Genomic DNA, 17,014 nt, shown 5'->3' on the forward strand with positions numbered 1-17,014 from the left:
AATCCTCTTGTTTTCTTTTTCCGGCATGCTCTCGTCTGCCGTTGGCCGAAACGCCGCCGCATTGCGTCGGTCGGCCGATCGATTAGCAATACTATTGAATAGGCATGCAACGCGGCGCCGTTTCATGTCCCCGTCAGGATCGATTCCGTCGCGCGCTTCTGCAGACCACCCCCGTCGGACAGCGAAGACGACGGCTTGTCGTCGATCGCCGGATGTCCGTCACTGCCGGCTGCATCTTAATTCATGCGCTCCGGATTCAAGGTGGCGTTGCGTCTACAGTGAGTGGACTTCCATCTCGCCGGGCCGGCGACCGAACCGGCTCGTGAGGTACGATACGCGCCGAGGCGAAATGCCCGCTGAGAGAACCGGCCCTCGCGGCCCCACCTAGTACAAGAAAAATGCCGAGAAACCCGACGCTGAACCGAAACCTGCTCGCCGCACTGGCGACCAGCCTGCTTTGCCTGCCCGCCGCCCACGCCAGCTCGGACGACAGCTGCAACGTGCCGCCCACGCTCCGCCAGGGTACGTACTCGTGCGGCAACGTGCCGATGCTGAGCCCCGCCAACGACACGCGCATCAACGCGATGCTGATGATGGTCGACAGCGCCAAGGTCGCGCGGGTGTTTCCGGACCCGAAGACCATCCCGCCGAAAGACCGGATCAGCCAGATGATCGTGCCGTTCCCGATGGATTTTTCCGGGTGGATCGATATCGGCCAGAAGGCGCCCGACCCGGCCGGCGGCGCAGCGGACGCCGATGCGCCGTCGAACCGGTACGCCGACGGCGAAGGCAGCATCTGTCGCAGCAAGGACGCTGGCGCGGACGCGTTCAACGACGCACTGGACGGTGCCGGCGGCCTTCCCCCCGACGAAGCCGCCCGCCTGCGCGCGGCGCGCGCCGACATCGCGCAGAAAACCTGTGCGGCGGGCGGCGCAAGCGCCGCGTGGACGAAGCCGCCGGTCAAGTCGCCGCTCGGCCAGCAGTTCGCCGCATACCTCGACGGCACGAACGCGTTCTACCGCGCCGACTTCCACGCCGCGACGCGCGCCTTCGCGAGCGCATCGCACAGCGCGAACCCGTGGCTGAAGGAAACCGGCCTCTATATGGCCGGGCGCGCGCAACTGAACGCCGCGCAGGCCAACGCATTCGACAACGACAGCCCGACGCCGTCGCGCGCGCGCGTCACGAAGGTGTCGCTCGACGCCGCGAACACCGTGTTTCGCACTTACCTGAAGGTGTATCCGCAGGGGCGCTATGCGGTTTCCGCCAACGGGCTGCTGCGGCGCGTCGCGTGGCTCGGCGGGGACGTCGCACAGCAGGCCGACCTCTACGGTCACGCGCTCGCGCGCTGGTCGCCGGCGACGTCGAACGTGCCGCTGATCCAGCTGGCGAACGAACTCGACAGCAAGCTGCTGTTCGGATCGGAACTCGACGCGCGCCAGATCCAGTCGCCGACCGTGCTCGCGACCGTCGACCTGCTGCGCATGCGTACGCCGGAAAACAGCGAGTCGAGCCGCGGCAAGCCGCTGACGCTGGACGACCTGCAGGCGCAGAAACCGCGCTTCGCGAACGCGCCCGCGCTGTACGACTACCTGCTTGCCACCTGGTATGTGCAGATCGGGCGCAAGCCCGATGCCGCGCTCGCGTTGCTGCCGTCCACGCCCGCCGCGCCGCTCGACTACTTCGGCCTGAGCCAGCAGGCGCTGCGCGCGTTCGCGCTGGAGGATAGCGGCCAGGGCGACAAGGCACGCCAGCTGTGGCGCGACCTGATCCCGCTCGCGAAATTGCGCTTCCAGCGCGAGGCGCTGGAACTCGCGCTCGCGATCAACCTGGAGCAGGCCGGGCTCGTCAACGACGTGTTCGCCGACGATTCGCTCGTGCAAAACGCCGCGATCCGGGCCGTCCTGCTGCAGCACACGGCCAATGCGGACCTGCTGCGCACGCAGGCGCAGAACCAGGCGAGCGGCGGTGCGCTGCGCGACACCGCGCTGTACACGCTGCTGTACAAGGAGCTCACGCGCGCGCACTACGCCGATTTCATCGCCGATACCGCGCTGGTATCCGGCGCGCCCGCCGCTCCGTTGAAACCGTTCATCGCATCGGGCGCCCGAAACGACGACGGCTACGTGTGCCCGTCCGCGCGCGAGATCGCCGCGGCGCTGCAGCAGAATCCCGCCGATGCGAAAGGGCTGAACTGCCTCGCCGATTTCGTGCGCCTTCATCCGCCCGCGGCCGGCCTCGAAGGCGACGCGGTGCCGCCGTGGATGCGCAACGCGTCGGCGGCCGCCGCCGCACGCGTGCCGCCGACGCTCGGCGGCGCGCCGTCGCAGTTCGCGGGCAAGCCGTACGAGCGGATGTCGAGCTACGTGACCGTGATCGCCGATGCGCAGGCCAGCCCGAACGACCGCGCGTACGCGCTCTATCGCTCGATCAAGTGCTATGCGCCGGGCGGCACCAACGAATGCGGCGGCAAGGACGTGCCGAAGAACGTGCGCAAGCGCTGGTTCGACACGCTGAAAACCGCCTATCCGGGCACGCCGTGGGCGCAGAAGCTCCGCTACTACTGGTGAGCGCCGCGTGAAGCGCATCGCGTGTGTCGCGCTGCTGCTGGCCTGCCGCGTCGCGCTGGCCGGCACCGTCGATGCCGCGCGGTACGACGCGTTCTGGCTGTGGGCCGGCGTGAAGCCGCAGCCGGTCGTCAGCGGCGCGCGCACGCTGTACGTGCTGCAAGGGCAGATCGAAGCGTCGCCGCGCGACGAGTCGCAGGTACGCGTCATCGCTCAGGGCGTCGCGCTGCCGCCCGCGCCGAATGCGCGGGTGTGGCTCGTCTATCGTGCGCATACGCTGCGCTGGACGCCGCGCGTGACGCGGATCATGCTCGCGCAGCTCGAGCGCTGGCGGGCGTCGGGCCGCACGATCACCGGTATCCAGATCGACTTCGACGCGCGCACGCGGCATCTGCAGGACTACCTCGAATTTCTGCGGACGCTGCGCGACACGCTGCCCGCCGATTGCCGGCTGAGCATCACGGGGCTGCTCGACTGGAGCAGCCGCATCGATACCGACCAGGTCAACCAGCTCAGGGGGGTCGTCGATGAAGTGGTCGTGCAGACCTACCAGGGGCGCAGCACGATTCCCGACCATGCGGCCTACCTGCCGCGCGTCGCGCGGCTGCAGCTGCCGTTTCGCATCGGCGTGATCCAGGGCGGCGAGTGGGACGCGCCGCCGTACCTCGCCGCGAATCCGTGGTTCCGCGGCTACGTCGTATTTCTACGCAACGACTAGCGGGCGAAAACGCGGTGGCCGCCATCCCGCCCGCACATCGGCGTCGCAGCCCGCCGAAGCGGGCATGCACCGCTTACACCGTTACGACTGCACGAAAGCCAGCAGGTCGGCGTTGAGCACGTCCGCGTTGATCGTCAGCATCCCGTGCGAGTAGCCCGGATAGGTTTTCAGCGAACCGTTCTTCAGCAGCTTGATCGACTTCAGCGCGGCATCCGCGATCGGCACGATCTGGTCGTCCTCGCCGTGCAGCACGAGCGTCGGCACGGTGATCGCCTTCAGGTCCTCGGTCTGGTCCGTTTCCGAGAAGGCCTTGATCCCGTCGTAGTGCGCCTTCGCGCTGCCGATCATGCCCTGGCGCCACCAGTTCTGGATCACGCCCTGGTGCACCGTCGCGCCGGGCCGGTTGAAGCCGTAGAACGGGCCGCTCGGCACATCGACGAAGAACTGCGCGCGATTGTCGGCGAGCGCCTTGCGGAAGCCGTCGAACACCTCGAGCGGCAGGCCTTCCGGGTTCGCGTCCGTCTTCAGCATCAGCGGCGGCACCGCGCTGACCAGCACTGCCTTCGCGACGCGGCCGGCCGGCTCGCCGTGCCGGGCCACGTAGCGCGCGACCTCGCCGCCGCCGGTCGAGTGACCGATGTGCACTGCGTTGCGCAGGTCGAGCGCCTCGGCCACCGCGAACGCATCCGCCGCGTAGTGATCCATGTCGTGGCCGTCGGATACCTGCGCCGAGCGGCCGTGCCCGCGGCGGTCGTGCGCGATCACGCGATAGCCTTTCTGGACGAAGAACAGCATCTGGGCGTCCCAATCGTCGGACGACAGCGGCCAGCCATGGTGGAACACGATCGGCTGTGCATCCTTCGCGCCCCAGTCCTTGTAGAAGATCTCGACGTTGTCCTTCGTGGTGATGTAAGGCATGGCTGCAGGCTCCTTTGGGGTAGATGAACGCGTGCCGGCCGGGCACCCGGGCGGGTGTCGGCACGAACCGCGGCGCGGCGGCACACCGCGCCGATCGATGCGGCACTTAGGCGTTGTAACGGAAAACCGCGACCCTGTCATGAAACGAACTGAATCCGGCATGAACGAGGCCCGGCGGGCCGCCCCGCCGTATGGCAATATCGCGTCGGATCCGCCGTGCAGCCCCACTCACTTCAGGGACATTCATGTTCGATCACGTCAAATTCGGTGTCAGCGACTACGCAGCCAGCAAGGCGTTCTTTCTCCACGCACTCGAACCGCTCGGCGTGGCGGTCCTCGACAAAGGCGTGCCGACCTACGGCGTCGAACTCGGCGTGCCGGGCAAGCCGACGCTGTGCCTGTTCCAGACCGACGAGAAGCCGGCCCATCTTCACCTCGCATTCGCGGCCGACACGCGCGCGCAGGTCGACGCGTTCCACCGCGCGGCGCTCGCGGCCGGCGGCAAGGACAACGGCGCACCCGGCCTGCGCCCGCAGTACCACGCGCACTACTATGCGGCGTTCGTCATCGGTCCGGACGGGCACAACATCGAAGCCGTTTGCTCGCGTCCCGAGGCCTGATCGTTCGATCGTGCCACGATTGACTGCATCCGCGCGCCACGCAGCCAACCGCGGATGCGTCACACGCGAGCCATTGCCCTTCAACCGTCCGTCGACACGGTCACCGCCTCCCACGCGCGCATCTCGTCTTCCAGCGCCGCCCATTTGGCGCGCACGAGCCGCAGCGCATCGCTGCCGAGCAGCAGATGGGCCGGCGGACGGTCCGCCGCAATGACCGCGAGCATCGCGCGCGCGGCCTTCGCGGGATCGCCCAATTGCCGGCCGCTTTTCTCCTCGCGCGCCTGGCGGATCGGATCGAAGATCGCGTCGTAATCGGCGATCGAGCGCGGCGTGCGCGTCATCGAACGGCCAGCCCAGTCGGTGCGGAACGAGCCCGGCGCAACGGCAGTCACCGCGATGCCGAACGGCTCCAACTCCTTGCCGAGCGTTTCCGAAATCCCTTCCAGCGCGAACTTGCTGCCGCAGTAATACGCGATGCCCGGCATCGTGATGTGGCCGCCCATCGACGTGATGTTCAGAATGCGGCCGCGCCGGCGCTCGCGCATGAACGGCACGACGGCCTTCATCATCGCGACCGCGCCGAACACGTTCACGTCGAACTGCCGGCGCATCTCCGACAGCGGCGACTCCTCCAGGATGCCTTCGTGCCCGTAGCCGGCGTTGTTCACCAGCACGTCGACGGGGCCGACGTTCGTCTCGATGTCCGCGACGACGCCGTCGATGCGCTCGAAGTCGGTCACGTCGAGCACGCGCCCGATCGCCGCATGCGGGGACAGCGCTTCGAACGCCTGCCTCGCCGCTTCACTTCTGACGGTGCCGACCACCGTATGACCCGCGGCCAGCGCTTCCTGCGCGAGCGCGCGGCCGAAGCCGCTGCTGACGCCGGTGATGAGCATGAGGTTGCCGGATGCCATGTGAGCTTCTCCCAAATGTCGATCGAAGCATGCATACTAGTCTGACGATCTACGCCAAATAAGCCAGATTCTGCTGATTTTCTTGCACAAAACTATGAGCGCCGCGCCCTCCTCGCCCCGATCGCCGTCGCTCCCCGCGCGCGGCCGCCAACGCCTGATCGCGTTGCTGCACGCGTTGGCGCCCGACGAAGGCTACAACCTGACCGCGCTGCCGAGCGTGCGCATCCTGCGTTCGAACCGCGCGCTGTCGCGCACGCCGGTGTTGTACGACCCCGGCATCGTGATCGTGTGCCAGGGCCGCAAGCGCGGCTATTTCGGCGGCGAACGCTATCTGTACGACGAGGATCACTATCTGGCGGTGTCGGTGCCCGTGCCGTTCAGCATGGAAACCGACGCGACGGCGGAGCACCCGCTGCTCGCGCTGTATCTGCACCTCGATTTCCCGATGGCCGCGGAACTGGCCGCGCAGATCGATCGCGCGGGGATCGCGGAGCCCGTGCAGGCGCCGCGGAGCATGATGTCGACGCCGATGGATGAAGCGATGCAGGCGAGCGTGCTGCGTTTCGTCGAGGCGATGCATCGGCCGCTCGAAGCGGCGGTGCTCGGCCAGGGGCTGCTGCGCGAGCTGTATTTCCGCGTGCTCACCGGCGCGCAGGGCAGCGCGATGAGAAACGCGCTGGCGATGCGCGGCCAGTTCGGCCGGATCGGCCGCGCGCTGCGCGTGATCCACGCCGACTACGCGCAGGCGCTCGACGTGTCGCGACTGGCCGGTGAGGCCGGGATGAGCGTGCCGAGCTTCCACAGCCACTTCAAGGCGATCACGCAGGTGTCGCCGATGCAGTATTTGAAGTCGACGCGACTGCATCAGGCACGCCTCTTGATGGTGCGTCAGGACCTGACCGCGGAGGCGGCCGGTTATGCGGTCGGCTATACGAGCCCGTCGCAGTTCAGCCGGGAATTCAAGCGGCTGTTCGGGCTCACGCCCGCGCAGGAGACGAAGCGCATGCGCGCGCAGTTCGCGATTCCGGCGGCATTCGACGATGCGGTGTATGTGTCGTCGCATTGACGTGCCGCAGCCCGTTGCGCGAGGGGCGCCCGACGCGACCCCAGCGCTGGCCTCCCGTCCAGTTTCGATTTTCAGCGCCGCTCACCGCAGCGCATTCACCATCCTCGGCAATTGACACGTCCAGCTCTGCGGCACGCGAATTGGCTAGCATGATGCCGCGGTCGAGGCATCGATGTAGAGAGGGGGCGACGCTGCCGCATCCCGTTACGAAATGTTGCCTACGGCTAGGTAACGGCGGCTCGGACGTCTGGCCCAAGCTGTCCGAGGACACGGACAATGTGTGCGCCATGTGCTCCGTACGGACGCGGTTTGCGGATTGGTCCAATTAAGCCCTTGCAACAAATTTTGTGGGCACCTATCAAATAATGACGAGCCACCAGGGGTGTGGCTTTTTCGCGAAAGAACAAGGAAAACGAAATGCGAATCCGAAATGCGATGGTCACCACCGCGGGAGTGGTATTGACGTCGGCGTGCACACAACAGCCATACGATCCCGCGTGGCTGTCCAAGCAATGGGCTATGTCGATGAACACGTACAACATCAAGCCCATCTATCCGCCGACTGAGGATGTCCACGTTGGAGATGTCTACGGGCTTGCGACTGATCCATATGGTTCCAAAGCTCCGCCACACGACCGCTATGGCGGAGAATTATGGGCGTCCGTGAAATTGGCGTACGTCCCAATGAACCGGGAGCTCGAGGATTACTATTCTGCACTTCCTGTCTTTCCGGAAACAACTGATCCACCATCCAACAACGCAATTTGGCGACAGCAGGAAGCGGGCGCGCTGGTCAAGATCGGGAATGCTGAACCAGCATCAGATTCGCAGACCTTAGCGCCAAAATCGCTGAACGAAAAAACGAAGAAGGCTCAGGCGCCCTCGGCAGCCGGCGTTGTGGCTCGTGATGCGACTCCGCCACCCCGGAGTGTCTTTGCGCCGACAAAAGTGCTCACGAAGCTTCCGCTCGTTGCGTTTCCGGGATTTACGCTGGCACGTGGAAATCTCCAGTCATTCGGAACGTCCGTGCCGTTGAGATTTTTCAATATCGTGTTTGGTGCCTCACACTCAAATGATGACAAGGTGACAATTTCAGTGAGAGGCGCAGAGACGTATGGGATCCTAAGCTCTGACGCGAAGTTGGCGCTCTACAATTTTTGTCACGATGATAATACTGGGCCGATCTGCGATCATCGTTACGTCGAAAGCGAGTTGGCTACGCTCACCGGCGACGCGGGACCAAAGTACTCGGCAGTTGCGATGGTTACCCGGCTGTACCTTGCCAGAAGCATTGACTACACCTATGAGAATGCGAGTGCAACTGATGCTTCCGGATCGGTTTCGGTGCTTTTAGCGAAAGCCGTGTCTAACCAGCAAGCCTTGCTAGGTTTGCTGGCTGCGGGATCTGGAAAGGCCGCGAGTGGAAATGGAGGTTCGCAGCCAGCCGATGCGAAGAAGGCGGCATTGCCTTCCATGGCCGGCTCAAGTCCGGATGCAGCTTCTGCACCTCAGGAAACGTCGGCTCCAACCGGCGCGAGCGTGCCGGTGGCAACAGACAAGCAAAATCATGGCGATACGCAGTCGATCCAAAGCCAGGTAGCGTCATTGCTCGCATCACTGCAAACACTGAATCAGTCGCTGGGTTCATCAGCCGTTCCTGGCTCCACATTCAGCATCGGAAGTATCAGTGAGCGGGGAATCACTCTTGTTCAGACATTCGAACGGCCTATCGCGGTTGGTTACCGATACGTTGCAATGCGCTCTATCGGTGGTTTAGATCCAGATACCGACCACGCACCGGCCAATCAGGCCAAGTGAGGAGATCATGCCGCATTCAGGTAAAACATTCCCCAAGCAACGTGTCATGCGCTGGGGCTTCGTTACGGTGATGTGCTCTCTTTCCGTAGCGGGCTGGTCGCAGACGGTGCCTCAAGGTCAACCAGCTTCCGCAGCATCTGCGACATCCACAGTGTCAGCACCCGCAGATAGCGCGTCAACCTCTGATGCCCCACAGAAATGTACGGGGTCAGGCAAGTGCTTTAAGGCCCTTGTGACTAGTTCGTCGACAGGTCGAATAGGTAACGTGAAGGGGGCTGCGGCGGGAAAGCCGATCGGTGACAAGGAGTGAGCATGGTTGAAATCGTGTAGGTATGTAGCCGCTGGTGTGCGGACCGATGCGCAATCAAGTGCCCGGTGCCCCCATGTAGAACGCGTCGATTGCGCTTCGCACCGTTGAATTTGAAGTGGACAAGCTCCTATATCCGTCGATTTGGTGCCGATGGTGAACCGCACCTCCGGCGCCTAATCTCCTTCAGCTTCGCCGCTCGGCGTTCCGCCCCGTCGCGAGCTGGCTCTTCCGAGATCTCCGTTCCCTGAATTCGTCGTCCTTGTTCCGCGACCATAGCGCCGGTCTCTGCCGCGTCAAGGCACCCGGGGTCGTGTCGTCCGCTTCGCTCCCTCCCGCCCCACTCCCCGCCCTTTCTCCTCGACCCGGCGCCGGCCGTCGCTCGTCCGTTCGCGGGACGATGAACTCAGGGAACAGCGGCACCTGCGAAGCGCAGCCCGCCGACTCGACGAAACCCAGTACGACGGGACGCCGGAATCTTGGGCCTCGATCAGCACAACACTGCGACGGGCAGTATGACTTGGAGGAAGCATGTACGAACTGACGATCCAATGTGGCCAAGTGCCGAGCGACGAGCCGTCTACGCAGCCCGGTAGTGACCACTACGTCGCGCATAGCGAGGCCGAGTGCGCGGCTCACATGAGGATCCGCCGGGATTCGTGAGCCCGCGACGCTCACCATTGTCATGCCCACGCGCTTCCGATCGGCAATGCTACGGAGAAAAAGTAGCCTGTGCGCCACTCTTTACCCACGAAGGCAGCGAACAGCCAGGATCACCTGAGACAGTCGCTGCCACCGAACAGCCACTCAATGTTGATTCTTCTGCGCTTGACCTCCGACGGGATTTGGATTTGCCGCATACGTAATGCGGATCTCGACACGACGGTTGGGGGCGTTGCACTGCTGCGCTTCATAAGGCGTCGTCGCAGTTCCAACCGGGCAGATCACCTTCGGTTCACGACTGCCCGCTCCCTCCGCGGTAATGTCGAGTCCCGGGCTGTTAAACAGCTTCTTCAGCTCCGCAGCGACGGTTTCCGCCCGCCGCTCCGAGAGCCGCTGGTTATCACCCACCTCGCGTTCCATCTGACCGCCGATATGGCGCGAATCGCTGTGTCCTCGCACGACGATCCGCGCAACCGGATCATCGGCCTGTATCGAAGACACAAGTGCTTTTAGCGTGGTATCCGCCTCCGGCGCGAGTTCGTACTTTGCCGTCCCAAACAGCATATCGTTCGGCAGATCAAAGCATGGCTTCAGGGGAGGCCTTGCTTCAAGGATGTGTACCGAGCTGGTGTCCAGTCTGAGCATCGCCTCTTGCAATGGCTTCGGGTCAGGCGCGAACCATCCAGGGTGCACCGGATTGTCCTCTACGAACGAAAGGTACGTAGTACTGCCAACGCCAGTCCAAAGCACATTCACATGATGGATCAGAAGCCTGTCCTCTTTGCCCGACCGATGGCAGTCTAGAACGGGGCGATTCAACGCATCAGAAATTCGTTGCACCGACTTCAGTTCGGTGGCTGGGACTTCAACGCTAACATTCATCATCCGGATACCGAGTTGCTGAAATACAACGTGAACAAGACCCATTGCGCCACGAAGCGTAATTAGCATGACGAGTGGCATCACCACTGCGAGAAGCAGGCGAAACCGCGTCGAAGTCCAGTAATCTTTCTTCGACGGACGATTTTTTACCCTCCCGGTGTCAGGGTTAGAAAAAGCGAGGGAGATGAATCCGCCAACGAAAATTCCCACCATCAATCGCTGCACAGAACTCGCACGTGTAGTCAGCGTAAGGGACACTAAAAAAATAAATAGCAGAATCGAGACGGCCGTGTAGGCTACGCGCCTCAGCTCTGGGTGCAGCGGGTGGAAGCCGCGCCTTGAAAGGCGTGTGCTGCGGAATCTGACATGATGAAGTCGCCTTATTTGCCAATTTTTCGGAATACTCCAGGATCTCCACCCCGTCATTCCACGCCGACGTCTGAAACGAAGGCTATTCCGAAACCAGACTATCAGGTTGACCAGCCATATTGCCGATACCGCACCAAAGCCGAGCAGCATCAGGTAGACGAGGCCGAAGCCCATTGCCACAAAAACGAAAAAGATGACTTCCGCCGCAGTCAGGCCTGCCGGGAAGAATCCGATTTCAAACAGGTAAGCGAATACGACAATTGCGCCGATCGCTGCGGAAATCTTGTAAAACAGTGACGCGATGGTGTTATACGTTTCCCATTGCTCCTTTAGTGATGGCTTATCGCTAGATTTAATTTTTGACTTTACTCCGAACACCCCAATTCGGCTATTTTTTTTAGTCTTTCGCATGTGGTTAAGAGGTCTTTGGTTGTGAGAAAACGGTTACATTAATCAAATAAGCGGCGTAAACGTTGTCGCGACGTCCAGCTGAAAGACATTCTTCGCGAGATCTATGGCAAGGAAGCGGACGGTGTCCATGACGATACTCCTATGAACGGGAACGCCAGCAGTTACGATACGCCTGCCGGAGCAGTCCATACCATTGACTGGCGTAGTCGCTACGGCGGCATGGATGTCTCCGAAGCACGACGATTGCGGTAGTTGGAAGAGGAAAATCAGCAACTCAAGCGGTTGGTGGCAGAGCAGTCGCTGGACATCCAGGTTCTGAAGGAAGTTCTCGGAAAAGCCGGCGGCCGGCATTCGCGGCTCGGCCCACGCGCCCGTCGCACGTGCATGTGCCGCGTTTGTGTAGACACGGCGCCCCCTGCCGGTCGTAGCGAACGATCGGATCAGGACACTGTTCGACAAGCGCTCGGAGTCCTCGCTCCTGCTCGTACCCGAATGCCTCGCGGGAGGTATGCCGGTGACATCCCGCAGCGAGCAGAAATAGCGCCACGCACCACGACGCGGTGCGGGCATCGCCATCCAGGCAACTGTCATCGAATGTTGCCCGCGCAAAGGCGCCGACCGTAGTCGAGTCCAAAAACGCGATGACTCTATTTCGGCCTACGCTTCGCGCGCCCAGGGCGAGCCTATCATGGCGGGAAGAAACGAAGATTTCCGCGTGGTGCAGCCGTCGCCGATTTCTTCCTGCGAGAACTGACAGGTATCGGCATATGTGTCAGTTGTTCTAATATCGATTTAAAACAAGTTAACCCGTACCTAGCATGTAGAACGGCGAATCTAAAAAACATTCAGCTGATCGGCCTTGGAAAGACTTCACGAGAGTGCCGGCGAGGGTGTGCAGGCGAAGTTCGTACCCTTCCCAATATTTGAATTTCACGACGCGTACACCAGACGCGCCTTCGATATCCAACATGCAGTCATCTTTCGGGTGAAGACATGACGACGACATTGCAGAACGCCTACGTTTCCGAACTCAATGCATCCCCAAGTGGGTCGCCGAACAACACGTTCGTTTCATTCGTTGATGAAAATGGGAACAGTCTTGGAGATCATCTTTTCGCGAACGCCGATCTGGCCACGAAAATATTCATGCCAATACTCAGCCTGAGCTTGGCGAACCTTATCGGCCCGATCACAGTCCTGCTCGACGACTCCGGCTATATCACTTCGCTCATCGCTCGCAGCCCTACGGTGCAACAAAAGTAGTCGCAACCGTTGCGCTCCGGGGGGCGGTTGCCCTCGGAGCGCAGGACCAGGGACTTGCCGGCGATGTCACGTCGCCGACAAGTCCCTGGCTCCTCTGCACCTATACCGTCAGATTTCCCTCCGCCACGAGACACGCGTCACGTACACGCTGCGCGTTTGCAGGTGCGTCCAGACTGAACCATTCATCGTACCCCCGGTCCTTGCGCGCGGCCATGATCGCCTTCTTGATCGCGAAGAACGCCGTTACGGCCAGCGTCATCGGCGGCTCTCCCATTTCCTTCGACGACATGAGGTCGCCCTTGTCCGGCGGTGCGCTCGCCGCGAGTTCGCGCGGGAACATCATGATGTTCATTTCCTGCGGAATGCTTTGAGCTGCAGGGGGTTTATATTCCCACGTATTGACCGTATAAAGCGCGCCCGGAGCCGGCTGACCTGGTTGCGGCATCGTGGTCGAATCAACGGGCTGGTACGTCAGTTCCTCACTGATAGCATAGCCAAGTCCTTGTACGAACCCGCCCTCGACCTGCCCGATGTCGACGGCGGGATTGAGACTCCGACCAGCGTCGTAGACGACGTCGGAACGCAGAATCGTCACCTCGCCAGTCAATACATCGATCTCCACCTCGGTACAGGCCGCACTGTAGGTGTAGCCGTTGAAATAGTCGACAGGTTCAGAAGCCGGTTTTCCATTCACCAGTTTGAATTCGAGGCCAGAGTCCGGGCTTTCGCCGCCGCGCACCTGGATACGCGCTTGCGCCGAGAGATTCAGGCGCGCACTGTATGCAAGCGAAACGATGCATTGCCACAGCGTCTTGCCGGAATGGTTCGGTATCGTTGCGCGCCAGCCTTCCGGGTAATCCCAGAAATTGACGTTGTTGTCGCGGCACCATTGCTCGCCGTTCGTCTCGCGAAGTTCGAGGCAAAATTTCTCCAGGCGCTCGCGAAGTTCGTGACAGGCCTTCTGCGCAGCGCCCCCATTGAACGACGTACCAGTGGAAGCGCCAGTGCCTTGCGGATTGGGAACCACCGCCGTGTCGTTTTCTGCGACGCGAATCGTACCGATCGGAACATTCAGTCCGACGGCCACGATCTGGGCAATCTTTGTATTCAGGCCCTGCCCCATTTCGATGCCCCCGTGCCGAACGAGGATGGATCCGTCCTGCTCATAGACTTCGATCAACGCGCCGCCCTGTTCGAGCATCGTGAGGTTGAAGCCTGAACCATATTTCACGGGGATCAAGGAAATGCCCCGCTTACGCCAGCGGTTTTGGGCGTTGAACTCGCTGACGTTTTTTTCACGGGCGGCAAATCCGGATTTTTCCATCGCGTAGTCCCAGACTTCCTTCATGTAGCAGGAATCGAGAGGCTCGCCATACGGAGTGGCCTGGCCCTGGCGATACAGATTCCTCGCCCGCACTTCCTCACCGATCAGGCCGACGCCGTGCGCGGCACCTTCAATCGCATCTTCGACGATGATCGCCGCCTGGATCATGCCCATGGTGCGCATGGACGTATTGCTCGTCTTGTCGGTCCGGCACACGTCGGCGACGCAGTTCCAGTTTGGAATGAAATACGCCGAGTCGCTACGCAGCGCGAGGCAGTCGCTGACGACCAGGCTGCAATCGTAGGTACGTCCACCGTCGAGCCAGTAGTCCGCCTGATAACCGAACAGCTTTCCGTGCGTCCGAGGATCGGACGCATCGCCGATCGCGACATGGTAGTTGCCGAGTACCGGATGGCGGTGACCGAACATCGCCGAGTCAACCTGGCGCGACATGGCCACGCGTACCGGCCGGCCCAGCTTCCACGCTGCGACCGCGGCCATGCTTGCCGCGAACACCGATTGCCCGCATTTACCGCCATACCCGCCGCCGATTCGGCGTACCCGCACATCCACCTTATTCAGAGAGAGCCCGAGCACGCGTGCAATACCGCCCTGAATGGCGTTCGCGTCCTGCGTGGACGCATGGGCACGCACTTGCCGATCCTCGAGCGGTTCCACGTAGCAAGACTGCGTTTCCATGTAGAAATGAATCTGCCCCCCGGCCCGCTGGCTACCGGAGACTCGCGTGCAACTGACCTTTCCATGATGGGCGCTCGATAGCGCGATCCCGCGAGTCAGTACGGGCTGGATCAGATCAGGTTGAGCGGGAGCGCGCTGCGGTACCCAGTCGAGCGATGTGCCGGCGCGCGTGATCTTCCAGATATGGCTGTACCACGGCGCGCTGGCGGGCTGGTCGGGATAGACCAACTGGTTGCGTTGCGCGTCCGTGTTCGGTAATTCGATGATCGGCCGTTCGGCAGTGAACGCGCAAAAATGCTGCTGCAGGTACTCGGCGGCCTCCTGCGCGGTCCGTTCGTCTGCCGCGAGAACCAGGCCGATGCACTGTCCGAACCCAGTCAGGTACAGGGGCGCCCGCGGGTCGTAAGCGCTCGGCAATTTCCCGTGGTCGCAGGCAGCGTCCGGCACGCTCACCGCGAACACCGGATCGTCGTTCGCCATGCCGCCGAAAACCGCCCCGGGCACGTCGACGGCAGTGACATAGTCGACCACCGATGGATAGATTTTCTTGAGCGCAACGAGCACTTCCTGCGGCGTTGCAGGCCCCGAAACATCCGGCACGCTGTATACCGACGACCCCTTGGCGACGGTGCTCTGTACCGGCGCTCCGTTGAATCCGGTCTGCGGCAACGCGATGTCTTGCGTATATTGTGCTTCGCCGGTGGATTGCAGAAAGGACTCGATCTTGGCGTAAGGAATGTTGACGGGATACTCGTCCGGATAATCGACGTAGGCTTGCGTCCCCTTCGAAACAGGACGAACCGGCCGACAGCCGCCCGACTGCACGTCCGGCGGAACGGGCAGACCACGCCATTCGCAGACTTCGATGAAGAACTTGTAGACAAAGGATTGCGCGAGCTGCCGCTTGTATTCGGGGCTGAATCCTTCGTCGGGCAGCTTCGCGAAATGCGGCGCGTAACATTCCATCAGGCTGCCGATCTCGCGGCTGAGCTCCGTCAACGCGGCGGCGAGCATGCTCGAATCCCACCGCCGATCCCGCATGATCGTCTCGGTTCGAATCATACGCGTCGCGCTCGGCGCGATGCCGCCGAGCACGATGACCGCGTCTGCCACGCAATGGTCGGCATCCAGCCGGACACGAAACCCTCCGTTCACGATCGAATGGGCATTCACTTCGCGTAATGCGGTCTTGTAGGTTTGCGCGAACTCGTCCTTCCGCGTCATGCGCAGCTCGTAGTGCAGCACGATGCACCCGCCCTGCATATCTGGTGAACGTTGCCAATGCTCGGGCAGTTCGAGCAAATCGATTTGTTGGGGTTCCGGATGCTGTGGGCTACTGATGGTTACGTTTGCGCCAAGCGCCCCCATCGCGGTATAGCAGTCGGATGGAAAGGGCACGCCTTGCGCGCAGTGTCGAACAACCATCATGGTGTTGCCTGCGAGCGTTGCCGCATTGCGCACGATCGTGCCGGCGGTGCGCCGCGCCATGTATTGCAGGGCCGCCAACCCGACGGCAGCCGGATCGTCGGCGGATTTCCTTTCAGCGACGAGCACATCGAGAAACTCGAGCAGATCTGCGTAGCTCACCCCACCGCCGATGCGAAGCGTACCTTCGTCCATGCGCAGGTCGCACAGTTCCTGCAGATGAGCGATGTCGATGAAGACGTGCGGGTTTTCGACGGTGCGCGGATACACACCGGCCGACGTGTTACCGCCAACCAGACGCACTTGGCTCCGATCGGTATATTCGCGCAGCAGGCTCGTCACGCCCGCGAGCGTCGACGGCCGGCACCAGACATATCCGTCGCGCTCGAAATGCACGGCGCGCGGCGCTCGCTTCAATTCATCGGGAAACGCAACGTTGACCGGCGCAACGCTGTCCACCTTTTCGGCGGGGTCCACGTCGCAGACCATGCAGCCCCTCTCGTCGACGGCAACGTCCCAATCGGACGCGAATTCCTTCTTGAATCCGTACAGGATTGGGCGATATCCGGTGCAGCGGCACAGATTCCCGTCGAAGAGCGCCTCGATCTCGGCCTTGGTGCCCGGCTTCGGTCCCTTCTGCGCCACGGCAGCCGTCATGTTCATGATCCAGCCCGGCGTGCAGTAGCCGCACTGTGTACCGTTGTTCGTCGCCAGTCCATTTTGTACGCCGCTAATGCAGCCCGATTTCACGCTGCCGCAACCTTCCACGGTCGTGATCATCATGCCGTCGAGCGCAGCCAGCGGACGCAGGCAGGAATTGATCGAGCGATGCTCGACTTCCTGCGTGGCGCCGTTCCAACGCGACAGCAGCACCGTGCAGGCGCCACAACCTCCTTGTTTGCAGCCGATCTTCGTTCCCGTCAAGCCGACTTCCGGCGAGCGCAGATAATCCACCAGCAGAGCCGTCGGATCCACGTCGAGAAGTTGAACGCGTCGTCCGTTCAAGTAAAACAGCAAGCCTGCGTCTTCCTCTGCCTGGTTCATAGCGCT

The 17,014-nt window shown here is 62.1% G+C and carries 11 protein-coding genes; 6 read left to right on the top strand and 5 right to left on the bottom strand.

The features are described 5' to 3' along the window. The first annotated feature begins 398 nt into the window (after nucleotides 1-398). Both SB771_RS21005 and SB771_RS21010 read left to right on the top strand, forming a co-directional pair. Complete coding sequence (locus tag SB771_RS21005; protein ID WP_175661149.1) at nucleotides 399-2,570, top strand: hypothetical protein; 2,172 nt, start codon at nucleotides 399-401, stop codon at nucleotides 2,568-2,570. A 7-nt stretch (nucleotides 2,571-2,577) separates the two neighbouring features. Next, nucleotides 2,578-3,285 carry a DUF3142 domain-containing protein gene (locus SB771_RS21010; RefSeq protein WP_175661148.1) on the top strand — a complete coding sequence of 236 codons (708 nt, stop codon included), beginning with the start codon at nucleotides 2,578-2,580 and terminating at the stop codon, nucleotides 3,283-3,285. Nucleotides 3,286-3,366: 81 nt separating this feature from the next. Here the strand turns inward: SB771_RS21010 and SB771_RS21015 are convergent, their stop codons facing one another. Further along, on the bottom strand, nucleotides 3,367-4,203 hold the full coding sequence (locus SB771_RS21015) for an alpha/beta fold hydrolase (protein ID WP_105832324.1): 837 nt from the start codon (nucleotides 4,201-4,203) through the stop codon (nucleotides 3,367-3,369). A 245-nt stretch (nucleotides 4,204-4,448) separates the two neighbouring features. Between SB771_RS21015 and SB771_RS21020 the strand changes: the two genes are divergently transcribed. Further along, nucleotides 4,449-4,823, top strand: a complete 375-nt coding sequence (locus SB771_RS21020) for a VOC family protein (RefSeq protein ID WP_410721815.1) — start codon at nucleotides 4,449-4,451, stop codon at nucleotides 4,821-4,823. 80 nt (nucleotides 4,824-4,903) lie between these two features. On the opposite strand, the gene SB771_RS21025 is transcribed toward SB771_RS21020, so the two are convergent. Beyond that, on the bottom strand, nucleotides 4,904-5,737 hold the full coding sequence (locus SB771_RS21025) for an oxidoreductase (RefSeq protein ID WP_175661147.1): 834 nt from the start codon (nucleotides 5,735-5,737) through the stop codon (nucleotides 4,904-4,906). Between the two features lie 94 nt (nucleotides 5,738-5,831). Between SB771_RS21025 and SB771_RS21030 the strand changes: the two genes are divergently transcribed. Beyond that, a complete protein-coding gene (locus tag SB771_RS21030) occupies nucleotides 5,832-6,803 on the top strand; it encodes an AraC family transcriptional regulator (protein ID WP_175661146.1) in 972 nt (323 codons plus the stop codon). Nucleotides 6,804-7,220: 417 nt separating this feature from the next. Continuing rightward, on the top strand, nucleotides 7,221-8,621 hold the full coding sequence (locus SB771_RS21035; protein ID WP_175661145.1) for a hypothetical protein: 1,401 nt from the start codon (nucleotides 7,221-7,223) through the stop codon (nucleotides 8,619-8,621). Between the two features lie 1,114 nt (nucleotides 8,622-9,735). On the opposite strand, the gene SB771_RS21040 is transcribed toward SB771_RS21035, so the two are convergent. Continuing rightward, on the bottom strand, nucleotides 9,736-11,253 hold the full coding sequence (locus SB771_RS21040; RefSeq protein ID WP_175661144.1) for an OmpA family protein: 1,518 nt from the start codon (nucleotides 11,251-11,253) through the stop codon (nucleotides 9,736-9,738). A gap of 42 nt (nucleotides 11,254-11,295) precedes the next feature. Then, nucleotides 11,296-11,604 carry a hypothetical protein gene (locus SB771_RS21045; RefSeq protein WP_208446598.1) on the bottom strand — a complete coding sequence of 103 codons (309 nt, stop codon included), beginning with the start codon at nucleotides 11,602-11,604 and terminating at the stop codon, nucleotides 11,296-11,298. Nucleotides 11,605-12,246: 642 nt separating this feature from the next. Here SB771_RS21045 and SB771_RS21050 point away from each other — a divergent pair. Further along, the gene (locus SB771_RS21050) at nucleotides 12,247-12,516 is read left to right on the top strand and encodes a hypothetical protein (protein WP_175661143.1); all 270 of its coding nucleotides are present in this window, start codon (nucleotides 12,247-12,249) and stop codon (nucleotides 12,514-12,516) included. 100 nt (nucleotides 12,517-12,616) lie between these two features. Here SB771_RS21050 and SB771_RS21055 read toward each other — a convergent pair whose 3' ends face one another. Then, nucleotides 12,617-17,008 carry a molybdopterin cofactor-binding domain-containing protein gene (locus tag SB771_RS21055; protein WP_175661142.1) on the bottom strand — a complete coding sequence of 1,464 codons (4,392 nt, stop codon included), beginning with the start codon at nucleotides 17,006-17,008 and terminating at the stop codon, nucleotides 12,617-12,619. Between the last annotated feature and the right edge of the window lie 6 nt (nucleotides 17,009-17,014).

The organism is Burkholderia sp. SIMBA_051, from assembly GCF_046534915.1.
GTDB lineage: Bacteria > Pseudomonadota > Gammaproteobacteria > Burkholderiales > Burkholderiaceae > Burkholderia > Burkholderia ambifaria.